15 protein-coding genes are annotated in these 18,558 nt (G+C 69.7%); 6 read left to right on the plus strand and 9 right to left on the minus strand.

Annotated elements, in window-relative coordinates; genetic code table 11:
• Nucleotides 1–30 precede the first annotated feature (30 nt).
• Complete coding sequence (locus R8F63_17825) at nucleotides 31–3,480, plus strand: PQQ-binding-like beta-propeller repeat protein (GenBank protein MDW3220471.1); 3,450 nt, start codon at nucleotides 31–33, stop codon at nucleotides 3,478–3,480.
• A 2-nt stretch (nucleotides 3,481–3,482) separates the two neighbouring features.
• Here the strand turns inward: R8F63_17825 and R8F63_17830 are convergent, their stop codons facing one another.
• The 5 genes from R8F63_17830 to R8F63_17850 form a co-directional block, all read right to left on the minus strand.
• The gene (locus tag R8F63_17830) at nucleotides 3,483–3,680 is read right to left on the minus strand and encodes a ferredoxin (GenBank protein ID MDW3220472.1); all 198 of its coding nucleotides are present in this window, start codon (nucleotides 3,678–3,680) and stop codon (nucleotides 3,483–3,485) included.
• Nucleotides 3,681–3,691: 11 nt separating this feature from the next.
• Nucleotides 3,692–4,930, minus strand: coding sequence for a cytochrome P450 (locus R8F63_17835; GenBank protein MDW3220473.1), 1,239 nt, complete (start codon nucleotides 4,928–4,930; stop codon nucleotides 3,692–3,694).
• A gap of 335 nt (nucleotides 4,931–5,265) precedes the next feature.
• Nucleotides 5,266–5,877, minus strand: coding sequence for a hypothetical protein (locus R8F63_17840; GenBank protein ID MDW3220474.1), 612 nt, complete (start codon nucleotides 5,875–5,877; stop codon nucleotides 5,266–5,268).
• The gene (locus R8F63_17845; protein ID MDW3220475.1) at nucleotides 5,874–6,038 is read right to left on the minus strand and encodes a hypothetical protein; all 165 of its coding nucleotides are present in this window, start codon (nucleotides 6,036–6,038) and stop codon (nucleotides 5,874–5,876) included. The genes R8F63_17840 and R8F63_17845 overlap by 4 nt, the downstream gene beginning before the upstream one ends.
• A complete protein-coding gene (locus tag R8F63_17850; GenBank protein ID MDW3220476.1) occupies nucleotides 6,035–7,615 on the minus strand; it encodes a peptide chain release factor 3 in 1,581 nt (526 codons plus the stop codon). The genes R8F63_17845 and R8F63_17850 overlap by 4 nt, the downstream gene beginning before the upstream one ends.
• An 81-nt stretch (nucleotides 7,616–7,696) precedes the next feature.
• On the opposite strand from R8F63_17850, the gene R8F63_17855 reads away from it, so the two are divergent.
• Nucleotides 7,697–9,226: a hypothetical protein gene (locus R8F63_17855; protein MDW3220477.1), complete on the plus strand. Its 1,530-nt coding sequence runs from the start codon at nucleotides 7,697–7,699 to the stop codon at nucleotides 9,224–9,226.
• A gap of 13 nt (nucleotides 9,227–9,239) precedes the next feature.
• Here R8F63_17855 and R8F63_17860 read toward each other — a convergent pair whose 3' ends face one another.
• Genes R8F63_17860 through serB form a run of 4 tightly spaced genes read right to left on the minus strand, consistent with a single transcriptional unit; the run spans nucleotide 9,240 to nucleotide 13,180 of the window.
• Nucleotides 9,240–10,286 carry a polyprenyl synthetase family protein gene (locus R8F63_17860; protein MDW3220478.1) on the minus strand — a complete coding sequence of 349 codons (1,047 nt, stop codon included), beginning with the start codon at nucleotides 10,284–10,286 and terminating at the stop codon, nucleotides 9,240–9,242.
• Nucleotides 10,283–10,570: an exodeoxyribonuclease VII small subunit gene (gene xseB / locus R8F63_17865; protein ID MDW3220479.1), complete on the minus strand. Its 288-nt coding sequence runs from the start codon at nucleotides 10,568–10,570 to the stop codon at nucleotides 10,283–10,285. Before xseB ends, R8F63_17860 begins: the two co-directional genes overlap by 4 nt.
• Nucleotides 10,567–11,922: an exodeoxyribonuclease VII large subunit gene (gene xseA, locus R8F63_17870; GenBank protein MDW3220480.1), complete on the minus strand. Its 1,356-nt coding sequence runs from the start codon at nucleotides 11,920–11,922 to the stop codon at nucleotides 10,567–10,569. Before xseA ends, xseB begins: the two co-directional genes overlap by 4 nt.
• Nucleotides 11,923–11,977: 55 nt before the next feature.
• Nucleotides 11,978–13,180, minus strand: coding sequence for a phosphoserine phosphatase SerB (gene serB / locus R8F63_17875; protein MDW3220481.1), 1,203 nt, complete (start codon nucleotides 13,178–13,180; stop codon nucleotides 11,978–11,980).
• Between the two features lie 95 nt (nucleotides 13,181–13,275).
• On the opposite strand from serB, the gene R8F63_17880 reads away from it, so the two are divergent.
• From R8F63_17880 to R8F63_17895, 4 genes are read left to right on the plus strand one after another with little or no spacing between them, the layout of a single operon-like run.
• Nucleotides 13,276–14,895, plus strand: a complete 1,620-nt coding sequence (locus tag R8F63_17880) for a serine protease (GenBank protein MDW3220482.1) — start codon at nucleotides 13,276–13,278, stop codon at nucleotides 14,893–14,895.
• The gene (locus tag R8F63_17885; GenBank protein ID MDW3220483.1) at nucleotides 14,892–15,848 is read left to right on the plus strand and encodes an SLATT domain-containing protein; all 957 of its coding nucleotides are present in this window, start codon (nucleotides 14,892–14,894) and stop codon (nucleotides 15,846–15,848) included. The genes R8F63_17880 and R8F63_17885 overlap by 4 nt, the downstream gene beginning before the upstream one ends.
• A 24-nt stretch (nucleotides 15,849–15,872) precedes the next feature.
• Nucleotides 15,873–18,239 carry an oxygenase MpaB family protein gene (locus R8F63_17890; GenBank protein MDW3220484.1) on the plus strand — a complete coding sequence of 789 codons (2,367 nt, stop codon included), beginning with the start codon at nucleotides 15,873–15,875 and terminating at the stop codon, nucleotides 18,237–18,239.
• Complete coding sequence (locus tag R8F63_17895) at nucleotides 18,239–18,550, plus strand: hypothetical protein (protein ID MDW3220485.1); 312 nt, start codon at nucleotides 18,239–18,241, stop codon at nucleotides 18,548–18,550. Before R8F63_17890 ends, R8F63_17895 begins: the two co-directional genes overlap by 1 nt.
• Nucleotides 18,551–18,558: the final 8 nt, after the last annotated feature.

The raw sequence follows: 18,558 nt of genomic DNA on the forward strand, positions 1-18,558 counted from the left end.
CTCTCCCCGGCGACTACCTAGCGTGGTCAGATGGCCAACCTCCGACGCGTCGCCATCTGCCTGGTCGCCATCGCGACACTGACGACGGGCCTGGCCGCGGCCTCCGGGGGCACGTCACCCACCGTGGCGGCAGTGGCGGGCGAGACCGGCGGGAGCGTCCCCGAGGGCGAGTTGTTGTTCTCGACCGAAGGCAACCGCCTCCACCGCATCGACACGGACACGATCGGCACCGGTGATCAGGAGCGCGAGGTGTTGGTCGAGCGGGCGGCGGACGATCCGGTCGACGGGCGTGACGTGAACGGCGAGATCTGCTTCTTCCCGGACGGGTCCGGCCGGTTCGTCCTCGGCGAGGACACGGGCCAGCCGACGCCGCCTGCCGGCTGGGGCATCTTCGACGCCGACGGCACCCAGCTCGCCAAGTTGACCGCGACCTACATCGAGACCGGCGCAGAGCCGCACGGCTGCGAGTTCGCCCCGGACGGCACGTTGTTCACCAGCGAGGTCGGGTTCCAGGGCTTCGGCTCGGGGACCGGTCAGCTCATCCAGTGGTTCGACATCGACGGGCCGGCGCCCACCTTCTGCAAGCTGGCCACGGACCTCGGCACGGCCGGTGGGGTCGCGATCGACGAGCTCGGTCGGGTCTACGTCACCCAGACCTCCGGCCTCTCGATCGAACGGTTCAGCCCGCCATTCCCGACATCGGCGACCGCCGAGGGTGGTTGTGGCGCAGTGGACCCGACCGGCGCGCCGGCGGCCGACGCGGTGGATCGGGAACAGTTCGCCTCGCCGAGTGACGGCATGCTCACGTTCTCGGGCGTGGCGTTTGCGCCGAACGGGAACCTCTACGCGTCCAGCGTCCTCACCGGGCGGATCGCCGAGTACGACCAGGACGGCACGCTGGTGCGGTTGCTGCTCGCCCCCGACGAATCGGTCCCGTCGATTCCGACCGGCCATCCCCAGGGGCTCGCGGTCGGTGCCGACGGCACCCTCTACTACGCCGATCTCGACCTGCAGGGCACGCTGCCGAACGTCGGACCGGGACCGGACGGCAAGGTCCGGCGCATCCGCTTCGATGCGAACGGCGATCCGCTTCCCCCGGAGATCGTGATCGACGGGCTCGCGTTTCCCGACGGGCTGGGGATCGCCCCCGGCGACCTGGAGACGCCCGAACCGATCGTCGGACCCTGGCCGACCCATGCCGGGAGTGCCGCACGGACGTTCGTGAACCCGGACGAGGCGTGGCTGACGCCCGACAGTGTCGACCGGCTCGTCGAGAAGTGGCGATTCCCGGCCGGTGCCGTCGTCACCGGATCACCCTCGGTCGCCGACGTGTCGCTCGCCGCCGGAGGCGAGCGGCGCACGGTCTTCGTGTCGAGCTGGGACGGCTTCGTGTACGCGCTCGACTGGGCGGACGGTCGCGAGATCTGGCGCTTCGCATGGGAGGACCAGCCGGGCGCGTCGTTCCCCGCCGCGGGTTCGGTGACCGTCACCGAGCGAGCGGGCCGCCACGTCGCGCTCGTCGGGGCCGGTGAGATCCTCTATGCCATCGACGCCGAGACGGGCGCGGAGATCTGGCGCTTCACCGCGGGTACCGGCTGCCGCGACGCGGTCACCGGTTTGCCCCCGGGGCTCTGCGGGTTCAGCGGTGAACGCAACCAGGTCGAGTCCACCCCGATCGTCGCCCACGGCACGGTGTTCGTCGGCATGGACGTCAACGACGTGGCGACCGGCAAGGGCGGCTTCTTCGCCGTCGACCTCGACGACGGTTCGCTCGTGTGGTGGTTCGACGTCGACACCGGAACGACGTGTCGCCCCGATCCGGGCGACGACATCCGCCGGTTCGACAGCTACCACTCCGAGTCGGAGCTCGGTCTGCCGGCCGGGTTCTTCGCCACCCGCGCGGGCTGCGACTTCGATCGGTCGCCGACCGGCTGCGGCAACGTCTGGTCCTCGGCCGCGTACGACCCGGATCGTGAGGCGCTCTACTTCGCGACGAGCAACTGCGACACGGATCTCGATCCCGCGACGCCCGCGCCGACGCCGATCATGCCTTCGCACGACGAGGCCATCGTCGCCCTCGGTATCGACGGTGCCGCATTGTGGCGCTGGCGACCGCGCGAGGTCGACAACGACGATCTCGCGTTCGGCGCGGTGCCGAACCTCTTCTCGATCGATGTCGACGGCACGCCGACCGATGTCCTCGGCGTCGGCGGCAAGGACGGCACCTACTACGTGCTCGATCGCGACGGCGTGAACGAACGCACGGGCGTGTCGTGGGACGACGCCGACCCGCGCAGCCTGCCGTACTGGGAGACCAACGTCGTGCCCGGTGGAGCCATCGGCGGCATCATCGCCACCGCCGCGGTGGACGAAGCGCGGCGTCGGGTGTTCTTCTCCACCGCGCCCGGCGAGAGCATCTCGGAGGTTCAGCGGCCGACCGTGCACGCGCTCGATCTCGACACCGGCGCGGTCGTCTGGCAGCACGACGACACCGGGTTCCCGAGCGGTGACGCGAGCTATGCGCCGACGAGTTCCGCGGGTGGCGTCGTGGTGGTCGGCAGCGTGATCTTCCCGCACCTGCGGCTCTTCGATGCGGCCGACGGCACCCTGCTGTACGACGAGGTCATCGGGAACGGCGGGACGTTGTCCGGGATCTCGTCCGGCGCCGCGATCGTCGACGGCACCATCGTCGTGGGCACGGGCATCGGGGCGCGCTCGAGCGGCGGCTCGAGTCCCGGCGATTTCGCGGCGAACACGCCGGCGGACATCGTCGCCCTCTGCGTTGCCGGCACGATCGGTTGTCCGGGCCCGCTCCCGAAGGTCGTGCCGGGGTTCGTCGACGTGACCGAGGGCGACGTCGGCACCACGCCGGTGCGGATACCGGTCCGGCTGTCGTTCCCGTCGCAGTCACCGGTGACGGTCGACTGGCGCGTCGTGCTCCCGCACGAGCTGCAGGTCGCCGAGCTGGCCGACGCCTCGGGCGCCGTGACGTTCGCGCCCGGCGAGACGGAGGCGTTCGTCGACGTGGAGGTCATCGGCGACGAGCTCCACGAGGGCGACGAACTCGGCGTCGTCGTGTTCCGGGATCCGGTGAACGCGGCCATCGGCGGCTTCTACGGGCTCGGCATCGTCCGCGTCGCCGATGACGATCCGCCGCCGGGCGTGGCCGCGCTCGTCGGGATCGCGACCGAGGAGTCCGGATCGCTGCGGATCCCGATCGTGCTGGATCGCGTCAGCGGGCTCGCGGTGCAGGTCACCTACGACCTCGTCGACGGATCCGCCGTCGCGGGTGCGGACTATCTGGCCGCGTCGGGGACCGTCACGATTCCGGCCGGGGACCGGGTCGCCCATGTGGAGGTCGCCCTGGTCGACGACTCGACGGCCGAACCACTCGAGTACGTCGTGGTGGAGCTACGCGACGTCGTGGGCGCCGATGTGCTCGGCTCGTGGGGTGTCGGTCTGATCGTCGATCTCGACTGACGTCAGTCGTCGACGATCTCGATGGCGAACTCGGGACAGTTGTCCGCCGCGAGGCGGGCCTTCTCCTCGAGCTCGGCCGGCACGGTGCCGTCGACCAAGAGGATCGCGTAGCCCTCGTCGTCGGTGTCGAACAGCTCGGGGGCGAGCATGTAGCAGCGGTTGTGGCCCTGGCAGGCCTCGCGGTCGTACGTGATCTTCATCGTCGCCGACTCTATTCCGTCGCGCCGGACGAGGCAGCGGTCGCGGGCACCTTCACCCGGACCGGCATCGTGCGGGGACCGCGGACCTGGCCGGTCGACCAGGTCACGGCGGCGGGATCGGCCAGCTCGAAGTCGGGGAACGCGTCCATCCACTCCTCGAGGCCGACGCTCATCTCCAACCGGGCGAGGTTCGACCCCACGCAGCGGTGGATGCCGAGCCCGAACGCGCTGTGGCGGTTGCGCTGGCGATCGATGACGAACTCGTCGGCCTGCTCGAACGCCTCGGGATCCCGGTTGGCCGACGGGAACGACAGCAGCGTCCAGTCGCCTTCCTTCATCGGGCAGCCGCCGACCTCGACGTCCTCTGCGACGAGCCGCGCCATCGTGACCGGTGCGTAGAAGCGGAGGAACTCCTCGATTGCGAACGGTCGCACCGAGGGGTCCTCGAGCCAGCGGCGACGGTCCTCGGGGTGCTGGGCCATGTGCCAGATGCTGGACCCGATCCCCGACCAGGTCGTGTCGATGCCGGCGATGATCAGTAGGGCGATCGTGCCGCGGACGTGCTCGTCCTGGAGCGGCATGCCTTCGATGTCGCCGGTGCAGAGGTAGCTGATGAGGTCGTCGCCCAGGTTCTCGCGCCGCTCCTTGACCTTGGTGTCGAGGTAGTAGTCGAGGGTGTCCTCCCACGACTCGACCGAATTCTGACCCGGCTCCTCGAGGATGCGATGGATGAAGACGCGGAAACGGTCGCCGTCCTCGCGGGGAAGGCCGAGCATGTCGGCGATCACGCGGACGGGGATGTGCTGGGCGTAGTCGGTCGCGGCGTCGGTGACGTCCATGCCGCTCGCCTTGATCTCCGCGATCAGGTCACGGCAGGTCTGGCGGGCGGTGTCCTCCCAGGCGGCGATCGCCTTCGGCGAGAAGAACTCGAGGAGGAACTTCCGGGCGATCGCATGGAACGGCGGGTCGCTCGTGATCGGCGGGGCGTAGCCCATCGGACGGGGCACTTCCGGGCGCCAGTCGGTCACGATCACGCCCTGGGACGTGAAGTGGTCGGTGTCCTTCGCGATGCGGGCGACGTCCTCGTGGCGGGTCGGGAGCCAGGCCCCACCGAAGCGCTCGGTGTGCGCGACCGGGCACCGCTCGCGGAGGTCGTCCCAGATCTCCGGCGCGTTCGCCGCGTAGTCGGGATGGGTGTGGTCGAAATCGGTGGCCCAGTCCTCGACGGGTGGGCGGGGGATGTCTGGCATCGGATCCTCCGGCGGCGACGTACACCGTAAGTACGTACGCCGTAAGTCTATGTCCAGCTCATCGGCACAAGTCCAGCCTTTGTGACCCGTTTCACCCCCCTGCCCCCGGATCCCCCCGCTCAAGGGAATCTCTGGTCACGAAAGTGTCGCCGCGTCCCGGAATTCTCCCCCCCCCCCCACGAGCAATCTCTGGTCAGGAAAGTGTCGTGCCCGGCCCGGGAGATCGACCCTTTCGTGCCCAGAGATTCCTCGGTGTGGGTGTTCGCCTGGGCCGCACGACACTTTCGTGCCCAGAGATTCCGGGGTTCTGAGATTCCGCGGGCGGGGGCGCGGGGTCAGGTGGGGGTGGGCGTGCGGGTCTTGCGGTTGAGCCAGGCGATCATGCCGAGGACGAAGGCGAGCACGCCCACGAAGATGAAGGCCTCGGGGAACAGCGACGGGCGGACGCTGCCGAGGTGACGCTGGATCGCACCGTCGGACACCGGGCCGGTCGCCAGGGGCGGCGCCGGATCGGCGTCGATGTCGACCTCCGCGGCGGCGAGGGCGCGAGTGCCGGAACACAGGCCGACGTCGAACCATCCGTCCTCGAGGGTGTGGAACCCGGTCTCGCTGCGTCCGAAGACGAGGTACTCCGTGGCGAGCTCGAAGTCGAAGCCGCACGCCGCGCTGCTCTCGTTGGTGACGACGCCGACCTGCTCGCCGATCTCTCCGCTGTACACGGCGTCGACATCGAGAACGACGACCGCGGGATGGGTCTCGACGAACATCCCCTCTCGGGGCGCGTGCACGCTGGCGACCGTGCCGATGAACGCGGCGTCGGCCGACGCCAACGCCTCCGCATCGGTGAGCGGTCCGGCACAGGAGCACGCCATCGCCGGGCCGGCCGAGGCGAGAACCAGCGTCGTGGCCAACGCCAGAACGGCGACCAAGAGCCGCGCGAGCCTCACCACTCCTGCTCTTCCCGCCGCTTCTTCGCGAGCCGTGCCGCGATGATCACGCCGATGATGCCCACGATCACGAACCCGACGGCGAGGACGGTACCTCCGCTGGCCTGGTCGACCGGATCGACCTCCTCGGTTGCGAGCACGAGCGCGACCAGCAGGCTCATGTGCCTTCGGCGATGAGCTTGTCGAGCCGGAGTTCGGGCTGATCGCCCTCGAGCCGTTGGAGCCAGTAGGGGCTCTCGAACAGGGCGAGCAGCTCGCCGTCGGAGCGGTGGGTGACGGTCACGCCGCTCATCCCCCGGAGCTTCTCGGCGGACTCGGCGTCGGTGACGCGGGCGACCGTCCACGAGCACGGGACCATCTCGACCGGTGCGCCGAACTCGTTCTCCAGCCGATGCTGGGCGACCTCGAACTGGAGCGGACCGACGGCGGCGAGGATCGGGGCCTGGTCGCCGACGTCCGGCTCGCGGAGCACCTGCACCACACCCTCTTCGTCGAGCTGGTTGATCCCGCTGCGGAACTGCTTCACCTTCGACGTGTCGATGGTGCGCACGACGCGGAAGTGGGCCGGCGCGAACGCGGGCATCTCCGGCCACAGCACCTCCTCGTCGACCCAGACGGCATCGCCGACGCGGAAGTCGTTGGCGTTGACGAGGCCGACCACGTCGCCGGGCCACGCCTCCTCGACGGTCTCGCGGTCCTGGCCGGTGACCGATTGGGCGTACTTCGTGGCGAACGGCTTGCCGGTCGGCCCGTGGGTCACGACCATGCCCCGCTCGAACCGCCCGGAGCAGACGCGCATGAAAGCGACGCGATCACGATGGTTCTTGTCGGTGTTGGCCTGCACCTTGAAGACGAGGCCGGAGAACGGCGACTCGAGCGGACGCGGGTTGCCGTCGCGGTCCTTCTGCGGGCTCGGCGACGGCACGAGGTCCACCATCGCGTCGAGGATGAGGCGCACGCCGAAGTTGGTCAGCGCCGACCCGAAGAAGACGGGGGACAGCTCGCCGGCCTCGAACCGCTTCTGATCGAACTCGCGCCCGATCGTGTCGAGCAGCTCGATGCCTTCCTCGGCTTCCTTCCAGAGATCGCCCTCCTCCTCGGCCGCCCGGTCGCGGTCGACGACCTCCTCGGGTGCCTCGGTCGCGCCGCGGGCCGTGCGGGTGTAGCGGACGAACTCGTTCTCGTGACGGTCGATCACGCCCCGGAAGCGCTCGCCGTCGCCGACGGGCCACGAGATCGGCACCGGCTCGAGCACGAGCTGTTCCTCGATCTCGTCGAGGAGCTCGAGCGGATCGAGCGAGGGACGGTCCCACTTGTTGATGAAGGTGACGATCGGGATCTCGCGGTCGCGGCAGACCTCGAAGAGCTTGCGGGTCTGCGCCTCGATGCCCTTCGAGCCGTCGAGCACCATGATCGCCGCGTCGGTCGCAGCGAGCACCCGGTACGTGTCCTCGGAGAAGTCGCGGTGGCCGGGCGTGTCGAGCAGGTTCAGGACGTGGTCGCGGTAGGGAAACTGCAGCACCGTCGACGTGATCGAGATCCCGCGCTGCTGCTCGAGCTCCATCCAGTCGGACGTGGCCGAACGGCGATCGCCCTTCGCCTTGACCGATCCCGCCCCGGTCGTGAGCGCGCCGCCGTAGAGGAGGAACTTCTCCGTGAGGGTCGTCTTGCCCGCGTCGGGGTGCGAGATGATCGCGAACGTGCGGCGTCGCTCGGCCTCGAGCCGGGGATCGGACATCACGTCAGGCTACGGCCGACTGCGGCTGTTCGCCGCGGCCCAGCTGACGCATCGCTGACGGGCACCTGCGATCATGTGCACATGCGCCGTTCCCTGCTCGTGATGACGATCGCCCTCCTGCTCTCGCCCCTCCTCGCCGCGCCCGCAGCCGCGCAGGATGAGCCGAGCGTGATGGATGTGCTGCTCGACCTGGGTGTCGTGGAGATCGTGGATGTCGATTCCGATCCCGTGCAGAGCGTCGACGGAAGTGACCCTCCCGAGCCGCTCATCACGATCCTCGGCGAGGGCAGCGCGGTGTTCCCGCTGGACCAACTGGACCGCGACGGTGACGGTGTGATCACGCCGGCTGACCTGCTCGGCGCCGACCCTTCGGTGCCCGCGGGCGAGCCGATCCCCTTCGGTTCCCCCGATCGTCCCGACCTCCCCCACGGCGAGGTGATCCTGCCCCCGAGCTTCGACTTCTGGGAGTTCAGCGGCACCTTCCGTTGGAACGTCGTCCAGCTGAGCGCACCGCTCGACAGTCTCGAGGGGGTGACCGAGGTCGGCTTCTACGAGGTGCGTACCGGGTTGCCGCTGATCGAGCCGGTCCCCAACTTCAACTTCCCGGGAACGGGCTTCACCACCGGCACCGGTCTCGTCGACACGGCGGACGGGCTGTTCGAGGCGGGCCAGATCCAGACCACCGACAGCGGTGTACCCACCGGCTACGCCAGCCCGTACGTCGAGGCGAGGTGGACGACGAACGGCGAGTTCTTCGCCGGCCTCGGCACGGAGAATCCGCAATCCGATTTCACCGCCATCGTGTCGAACGGCACCGACCCCGACGACCCGTCGACGTTCTGGTGGCAGCCGACCGAGTTGGCGTCCGTCCCGATCGAGGTCACCGTCGAGGACTTCGAGGCTGCCTTCGCCACGGTGGCCACCAAGCAGGCGGCGTCGCCCGAGTCGGACGACAACGACGACGACAACGACACCGAGGTCGCCGCCGAGCCGGAGGATGCGGTGGACGATCCGGCGGAGATCGTCATCGAGGCCGACCCCCCGACCGAGAGCGCCGGTGACGGCTTCGCGTGGGAGTACGTCCTGCTCGGTGCGGTCGTCGTCGCCGGCGTCACCTTCTACTTCTTCGGGTGGAAGCGGAGGAAGGTGGAGCCGCGGCTGCACCGGGAGCGGACCCGGCTCGTGTTCGACCCGGCCGATGCGGCGGACCCCGAGGTCGCCAAGGCGTACGTCCTCGACGTCGAGGCCCGCGCGACGGCGGGAGGGGCCGGTGTGAACGAAGGTCGCACCATCGTCCGACCGGTCGACTTCCTCGAGGACGATCCCCATGGCTCGCACGTCCCCGACGAACTCCGACCGTTCGTGATCCGGGTGCGCGACCTGTTCGACGACGACGAGGACGGCGGCATCGATTCGGCGAGCATCGTCTCCATTTTCGCCGGTCAGCTCATGGGCACGCTCTCCTTGCCCGAAGCGAGGAACGTGGACGACTTCAGCGGCCTCGAGATCGACCGCGAGACGGGCCAGGTGTTCGAGCGCCAGTACGACCAGACGAAGCCCGAGGACGACAGCGACCCGATCTCGATGGACACCGGCGGACCGGTCCCGTGACGACCGGGTTCGGTCAGACGTCGCGCTCGACCACATAGTCGGCGAGCGCGCGCAGCGCGTCGCGACTGTCGTGGTGGTCGGGTAGCGCGTCGATCGCGGCGACGGCCTCGGCGAGCAGGCGCTCGGTCTCGGCCTCGGACGCTGCGACCGCGCCGGTGTCGACCATCACCTGCTGGATCGCCGCGATGTCGTCGGCGCGGGTGGTGGAGCCGACCTTGTCGAGTACGGCGAGCTGGGTGGCGTCGGCCCGCTCACGGGCGAGCGCGAGGAGCAGGGTGGGCTTGCCCTCGATGAGGTCGTCGCCGACCGGTTTGCCGGTGCGCTCACTGTCTCCGAAGGCGCCGAGCACGTCGTCGCGGAGCTGGAAGGCGATGCCGAGCGGCATGCCATGAGCCGCGAGATCGTCGGCGAGATCGGGGCGGCCGGCCAGCGCGGCACCGAGCTGGAGCGGCCGCACGATCGTGTAGCCGGCGGTCTTGTTGCGCATGATCGTGCGGGCGCCGTCGGCGGTGATCGCGCCGGTGACGGTGCCGAGTACGTCGAGATACTGGCCCATGTTGAGCTCGGTGCGCAGGGCGTCCCAGACGGCGCGCACCGCGGGCGGGGCGTCGCCGATGCAGCGGTCGGCCATCACCATCGCGATGTCGCCGACCAGGATCGCGGCGGCCTCACCGAAGCGGCGGTCCTCACCGTTCCAATCGCCCGCTTCGTGGCGGCGGATGAACCGGGCCCAGACCGTGGGAGCGCCGCGCCGGGTCGGCGAGCCGTCCATCACGTCGTCGTGGACGAGGGCGAACGCGTGGAGCAGCTCGAGTGCGCAGCCGCCCCTCACGGCGCCCTCGCCGTCCGGCTCTCCGCCGGCGATGACCCAACCCCAGTGGCAGTAGGCGGGACGGATGCGCTTGCCGCCGCCGGCAACGAAGTCCTCGAGGTCCCCGAGGGGGGTGTCGAGCGCAGGGTCGAGCTCCTGCCAGGTGGCTCGTTCCCGGGCGAACACCTCGGCGAGAGCGCGATCGACCTGCGTGGCGACGCGGGTGAGCTGCGCCGGCGCGTCGGTCACTCGGGATCCAGGTCGAGCGTGCCGTCGTTGGTTCCGTCGTCGCCCTCGTCCTCGTCGTCGTCGCTCGCCGGAGCGTCGAGCGACGCCACGATCTTCTCGACCTGCACGCGGGCGGCACCGATGCGGTCGCGACACAGGGTGATCAGCGTGGATGCCCGCTCGACGCGCGAGGCGAGGACGTCGACGTCGAGATCGTCGTCCTCGAGATCGTCCAGGATCGACTCGAGTTCGGCCATCGCATCGGCGTAGCCGACCTCGGAATCGCTGGGTGCGGTGTCGCTCACGATGTCTCCTCGGTGGGTGCGGGCTCGCCGGCGGACGGATCGGTGTCGGTGCCGACGATCGTACTGGTGGCCGTGCCGTCGGCGACCCGGGTGGTGATGGTCGAGCCCGGGGCGAGATCGGCCACGGACCGGACCACCGCGCCCTGCTCGTCACGGGTGATCGACCAACCCCGGGCGAGGGCGATGGCCGGGTCGAGGGCGCGGACCTTCGCGGTGACGAGGTCCAGTCGGTCCTCGGCTCGCCGCAGGGCGTGACGGCGGGCGACGTCGATCCGGGCCACGGCGAGGTCGAGCTGGACGCGCGCTCGCGTGTCGGCCTGTCGCGCCGATCGCTCGAGACGATGTGACTGGGCGGCGAGGCGTTGGTCCGCGTTCGTCAGGGCACCGCGGCTGGCCGCGACCACGCCCCGCTCGGCGTGGACCACCCGGTGCTCGGCCCGCTCCGTTGCCCGCCGTCCGCCCGCCACGACGGCCCGCTCGATCTCGCCGAGCCGTCCGAGCCACTCGGCCACCCGAGCGACGACGAGCTGCGCGGCCGCCGTGGGGGTGGTGGTCGCGGTGTGGGCGACCTCGTCGGCGACGCTGCGATCGATGTCGTGACCCACACCCGTGATGACGGCGACCGGCGACGCGGCGATGGCCCGGGCCACGAGCTCGTGGTCGAACGTGGCCAGGTCGGTCTTCGATCCGCCGCCCCGGGCCACGATCATCAGGTCGACGCCTGCCTCGCCGGCGGCCCGGATCGCGGCGGCCACCCCGTGTTCGGCGCCGAGCCCCTGCACCGCCGTGTCGACCTCCACGAGGGTGAACGCCAGTTCGCTGCGTTCGAACACCGTCGTGATGTCGGCGTGGGCCGCGCTGCCGATCGAGGTGACGATGCCGATCCGCAACGGCACCGGCGGGATCGGGCAGCGGGCGTTGGCCCGCAGCAGACCGTCCGCCGAGAGGGCGGCCATCAGGGCGTCTCGTTCGGCGGCGAGCCGGCCGAGCGTGTAGGTCGGGTCGATCGCCGACATTCGCAGCTGGATCCGACCCTGCGGCGGGTAGTAGTCGACCATCCCCTGGATACGGATCTGGACCCCGTCGCTCATGCGGATCGGATCGCCGTGCCGCTTCAGCAGCCGGTTGACCCGATCCCGGTTCTCCCGGAAGAGCACGACGGGGACGGTGGCCACCGGTGCGGCGCCCGGCGTGTCGGAAGGCTCGACCAGATCGAAGTAGACGTGGCCGTTGCGCGACCGGGTGATCCCGCTGATCTCACCCTCGACCCAGACCCCGTAGGGCATCGCCTGCTCGAGCGCGGCGCGCACGACCGTGCCGAGCTCGCTGACGGTGAGGGTCTGGTCGTCCACGACGTCGAACCGTAGTGCCCCGCGCTGACAGCCCGATCAGGCGGCCGCCCGGGTGTCAGTCGATCCCGTCGAGTTCGTCCGCGGCTTCGACGTCCTCACGGCGGATGCCGAGCACGAAGAGGATCGCGTCGAGGTAGGGGACGCTCAGCGAGGTGTCCGCCGCGTCCTCGACGATCGGCTTCGCGTTGAAGGCGATGCCGAGTCCGGCGACGTTCAGCATGTCGAGGTCGTTGGCCCCGTCGCCCACCGCCACCGTCTGGGAGAGGGGGACGTGCTTCTCCGCGGCGATCTCGGTCAGGATCGTTGCCTTGCGGCGCCGGTCGACGATCTCGCCGACGAGCTCGCCGGTCAATGCGCCGTCCACGATCTCGAGCTCGTTGGCGTGCGCATGGGGAATGCCCAGGTCCGCCGCGATCCGGTCGGTGAACGCGGTGAACCCGCCACTGACGATCGCGATCTCGAAGCCGAGCCGGCGCAGCGTGCGCACGAACGTGCGGGCCCCCGGGGTGAAGCGGAGGTTCGCCCACGCCCGATCGATCGCGCCCTCGTCGAGCCCACCGAGGAGGCGGACCCGCATGCGCAGCGACGACTCGAAGTCGATCCCGCCCTCCATCGCGTCCTGGGTGATCTTGCGCACCTCATCGAGGCACCCGGCCTCGGCCGCGAGCAGCTCGATCACCTCGTCCTGGATGAGCGTGGAGTCCACATCGAGCACCACGAGACGCTTGGCCCGCCGGCCGAGTCCTTCGCGCTGGATCGCGATGTCGACGCCGGGGTTGACCGCGGCCGTGTGGAGCAGATTCGCGCGCAGCTTGGTGTCGTCGCCGTCGCGGACCAGCAGCTCGTAGCTCATGACCGGGTAGCGCGACAGGCGGATGATGCGTTGGATGTTGGCCCCGGCGTCGGCGATCGCGGTGGTGGCCGCCCCGAGCTCGCCGGGGGTCAGCTCCGGGCCGAGAAGGGTGACGACGTGGCCCCGGCTCGTGGGGGTCGGGATGGACGAGACGACGTCGAAGTCCACCTCCATGCCCTGGTCCCAGCCGAACAGGAGGACGTCGCGCAGGAGGTCCCGGCCCTCGGGGACGGCGACGGCGACACCGAGCGTCAGCTGGCCCCGGATCACGATCTGCTCGATGTCCTGCACCTGAGCGCCGGCGTCGGCGAGCACGGACATCAATCCAGCGGTCACGCCGGGATGGTCCGGGCCGGTGACACGGATCAGGACGGACTGGTGATCCGCCGGGGGTTCGAGGGCCACGCCACCAGGGTAGGCCGTCGACCCGCGACTGATTCGCACATTCCGGCCCTCGATGCGGCGCATCTTGCGGGTCGACGTGGCATACGCCACAGTTCGTGCCCCGCTGGCATGTGTCAGCATGGAGCACAACGACGTTCGTGGGGGGCGGGTTCGTGGTCTCGAAGCTGGCCGAACATCTGATGGGCGAGGTGCGCCAGGCCGCCGCCGACGGCGCGGACGACCTCGCCGAGACCATCACGATGCTCGCGACCTCGGTTGGCCCACTTGTCGACATCGCCGATGTCGAAGCCCTGGCCGAGGAGTTCTACGCGGCGAAGGACTGGACGACGTTGGTGCGGCTCACCGATGCCGTGAGCGCCTCGCCGGTGTCGACCCTGCGCATCCAACGCCTGCTCCTCCAGGGCCTCATGGAGAGCGGGGCCAAGCACGCGGCCGCTCGGGTCGCGGCCGACCTCGTGCTCGACGAGTCGATCGAGCTCGAGGAACGCAGCGAACTGCTCGGGCTCATCGGCCGGGTGAAGAAGGACGCCTACCTCGAGACCGGGAGCACCGACGCCCTCGACGCCTCGTTCGCCGCCTACCAGAGCGGCTACGACCTGGGATTCGACCCGTTGTGGCACGGCGTGAACATCGTCGCCCTCCGCCACCACGCCGAGCGTCCGGCCGACAGCCCGCCCAGCGCCGACGAACTGCTGACCCTCGCCCGCGGCCAGGAGGAACGCGACGTCTGGAGCTGGGCCACCGAAGTCGAGTTGATTGCGGGTGCGGGAGCCGCCGACGGTGACGCGTCCGACGCGATCGACACGCTCATGGCGCACGACGGCTTCTCGCCCCAGGTCTCGGGCAGTCTCCAGCGCCAGCTCCGTGATCTCTACGGCCTGGCCGCGGACGACCCGGCGATGCTCCGCATGGCCGAGGGGACGCTCGCGAAGCTCGGCTCGGGCGAGATCGATCCGGGTGAGGGTGTGTCGATCGTGCTCCCGGCCTCGACCGGTGAGTACGAGAAGATCTTCGGCGACGAACATCCGGTACCCCTGAAGATCTATGCCGCCGGCGCAGACCGGGCCCGGTCCGTCGCGAAGGTCAGCTACGGCGGGGGCGGGATCGGCACCGCGTTCGTGATCGACGGCGCCGAGCTCCACCCGGATCTCGCGGGCCGGTTGGCGCTCGTCACCAACGAACACGTCGTCGCGAAGCCGGGCGTCGACGGCCCCGGCAAGCACGTCTCGCAGGTCACGCTGGAGTTCGAGCTCGGTCCGGACGGCGAGCCGATCACGGTCGGCGGTCTCCGTGCGGTCTGGTTCTCCGTGAAGGAGGAGCTCGACGTGTGCGTGATGCTCTCCGACGATCCGGCGTTGGCGACAATGAAGCCCCTCGCCGTCGCGCCGAGGGTGCCGCTCGCCCTTCCCGGCGCCTACGTCTACGTCATCGGCCATCCCGGCGGTGCCGAGCTGAAGTTCTCGATCCGGGGCAACGACTATGTGGACACCGATTTCGTGCGTCTGCACTACACGGCCCCGACCGAGAAGGGCAGCTCCGGCAGCCCGGTGTTCGACCTCGAGTGGCAGCTCGTCGGTGTGCACCACAAGGGCCTGTCGGAGATGCAGAAGATCGACGGCAGCGGCACCTACGAGGCCAACGAGGGCATGACCATCGAGGCGATCCGCAAACGCATGGCCGAGGAGCCGCCGACCCCGAGCGGCATCGACGGATGAGCAGCTCTCCCCTCGGCTCGGCGGACCACGTGGCGGCGATCCGCACCGATCATCCGGATCTGGCCGCCCTGATCGACGATCTCGAAGCGGTCGTGGCGCCGGCCTACGAGGACGCCGACGCGAAGGCGGTCGCCGCCCAGTCGAAGCTGGACCGCAGCCGGCGGCTCGCCCTCATCGGCACCGCGGTCGCCGCCCTGGCCTCGGTGCTCCAGGTCGTGCCCAACCACGGATTCCGGATCGGCGCCCAGATCGCGGTGATCCTCGCCGGTGCGGTGTCCGCCGCGGCGATCAACGCCCGGCGCGAGCGCGTGTTCCGACGGTGGACCGAGCAGCGCCGCATCGCCGAGGAGCTGCGGTCCCTCTACTTCCGCGAGCTCGCGGCCGCGGACGTCGACGCGCCGTCGGGTGAGCGGCGCCTGTCGCTGACCGCTCGCATCGACGTCGTCTCGGCCGGAGGCACGACCGATGTCGCCCGCCCCGTGAACGTCGCGCCCGGCACCGAGCTCGGGGAGGACCGGGCCGCGCTGTACGGCCGCCTCCGCCTCAGTGGCCAGATCGACTGGATGCGCGACAAGGCCGAGGGGTTGCGCACATGGGCCGATCGTCTCGACGGGGTCCAGACCGGCCTGACGGTGGCGATCCCGCTGCTCGGCGGCATCGGCCTGCTCGCCGAGTTCAACGAAGGCGCCGCGGTGGACGTGCCCCAGGCGGCGATCGCGAGCGCCGTCGTGGCCGGTGCGGCCACCGCCATCGGCGCGGCCAGCGCGTCGCTCGGCCACGAACGACTCGCCGCCCACTACGAACGCACCGTCGCCGACCTCGAGCGCTACCGCCGCGTGTGGGCGTCGGGAATGTCGACGGACGGCCTCGTCGAGGCCGTCGAACAGAGCCTGATGCGCGAGCACCGCTCGTGGCACCAACTGACCGAGGACATCGAGCGGGCGGGCTCGTGACATCCCCATGAGAGGGAGCAAGCCATGACGCAACTCAGCAGTCGCGAGATCACGACCGAGCGGATCAACAACATCGTGTGGGAACCGATGTCGGATGCCTTGCGGAACTATCTGGTGACGATCTGCTACGTCGATCTGTCCAACCGGATGGCCGAGTTGCTCGGCGACGAGGACGCCAACTGGTGCTGCCTCGCGGTGTGGCCGTCGTTCACCGTGGGCGAGACGATCCGCGACACGAACGACAGCCTGGGCCTCACGAAGCTGACGGCCAAGATCCCGTTCCGCAACTATCGCCAGAAGACCACGGCGAAGATCCTCGGCGGGTCCTACGGCAAGCAGCGGGTGGTCAACCGGAGCATCGCCGCGGGCAACCGTGGCGTGTTCTTCGAGATCGCGATGGTGTGGGCCGACTTCATGGACACCTTCGCCGACCTGGCCGCGATGTCCTCCGAGCAGGAGAAGGAGGCGTGGACCGGGTTCACCCAGCGGGTCCGTGATCTCCCGAAGCCGCCCGGGAAGCTGTGGCCGGTGGAGCACCGCGAGGGGCTCATCGAGGGGTGCGAGAAGTACCTCGAGGCGATGCACACCGATGACGACAAGCGCAAGGCCGAGCTGATCCTGCACGGCAACCTGCTCATGGGGTACCACGAGCAGAGCCAGCTCCAGGGATGGCTCGACCTGTCGCTCGGCGACAACCCCCGCCGCTTCATCAAATGGTCCCCGCTGCGGTTCGTCCCCTTCGTCCGCGGGCCCATGGAGCGGGGCATGATCCGGATGATCACGGAGTACGTGTTCGTCGTGCACATGGACGACGAGGTGGTGCGCGTCGGTCGCGACCTTCCCCCGAAGAAGGGCATGAGCGCGCTCTACGAGGGCCCGCTCGCGGAGCTCACCGATCCGGAGCTGGTCGCCCTCGTCGAGCAGCTCGACGACGCCGATCGCGACGACGATGCCGAGGGCGCCCGTCGCTGGAACGACTTCAACGACCGGATGCGGTTCATCTCGTCGCTCTTCCGGTCGCGTCAGCGCCAGGGGCTCGTCGGGATCATGCCGTACACCGATGGCCAGTACGAGACGATCATGGCCGAGGCCGCCGAGATCGACCGGGCCAACGCGTTGCGCGACGGCGACGGCGGGTACGAGGCGAACGAGTACTTCCCGGTGGATGCCGGCGCCCCGTGGTCCGAGGAACAGGTGCGCGAGCTGGAGCGCTCCCTCACGGACATGCGCCAGGAGTGCGACCCGGCGGTCGACGAGGTCGTCTACCGGTTCTTCCTCGAAGAGGGGACGCCGCGCGAGGATCGCCACTTCACCCACGTGATGAAGGCGCTCCCTCGGGCCAACGACTACGAGTCCCTGCGTGAATACCTCGCCCGCCCGCCGGAGCCGCCGTCCTGGACGGACCCGGAGAAGCTGAAGAAGGCGCGCGAGTTCTACGACAACTGGCGACCGGCGATCCAGAGCTCGCTGGCCTTCGGCTCCCTGCCGGCGAGCTACAGCGCGGCCGACGGCGCCCAGGTGCTCGGCCTCGTGTCCGGTCTCACCAACAATGTGGAGCGGCGCATCTGGGAGACCGCCCGCTATCTCGAGGACGTCATGACGACGGACTTCCTCGATCCCGACAGTGACGGCTGGCGCTCGATCTCGGGGGTGCGGCTGCTCCACGCCTCCGTTCGACACATGATCGAGAACGGCAGTCAGCGGATCCGCCACGATCCCGAGCACCCGGCCGACCGCGCCTGGAACACGTCGTGGGGCCGTCCGATCAACCAGGAGGACGTGCTCGGCACGGCGCTCACGTTCAACGCGATCACGATCGACGTGATGGACCGGGTCGGCATCGGCTTCGACCCCGAGAACGCCGACGCGTTCATGCATGCATGGAACGTCATCGGCGTGCTCATGGGCGTGCCCGAGGAGCACCTCACGAGCCGGATCGACCCGAGCCGCGACCTCACATTCGAAGAGGGCCGCTACGTGCTCGGCGTGATCAACCACCGTCATCGCAAGCCGAGCATCCCGGGGCAGAAGCTGACCGCGGAGCTGCTCGCGATGTTCGACGGCTGGTTCATCGGTCCGATGGAGAAGCTGCCCCGTGCGTTCATGCGGGTCGGTCTCGGTGACGAGGTCTGCGACGTGGTCGGGGTGCCACCGCGGGGATTCCTCGAGCGCATGATCGAAGGCAGTGCCGAGGTCAGCAAGCGGATGCGGATGAACGGGATGTACCGCTGGATGATGCGCCGCTCGCTGGAGAGCTTCGGCGACGCCTTCCTCCAGTACTACGCGGTCGTCTACAAGGACGAGCCGCCCTATCGCCAGCGCCCGTTGCCGGAGGCGATGTCGACCAGGCGGCGGCCGGCCCGCCGATTCCGCAAGGAGAGGAGCGCCTGATGGCCGCACCGGAGATCACCATCAACCTGTCGGCGGCGGACGGATCGTCGCTCGAAGACGCGCTCGCCGGTTTCGACCTCGGCGAGCTCACCTTCGCCGACATGCCCGACGACGGCTACGAGAGCGCGTTCACCGACACGGTCGCGTCGTTCGCCGGCACCACCGCGGCGGCGATGAAGAACGTGATCGCCAAGCTCCGCGACTTCGCCGACACGAGCGAGGCCCGGCAGATCTCGGTGACCATCAACGGTGTGCGCCGACCGCTCGGTGAGCTGACCGACGCCGAGGTCGAGTCGCTCTTCCCCGCCTGACCGGCTCG

The sequence above is a fragment of the Acidimicrobiales bacterium genome (genome assembly GCA_033344915.1).
GTDB lineage: Bacteria > Actinomycetota > Acidimicrobiia > Acidimicrobiales > Aldehydirespiratoraceae > JAJRXC01.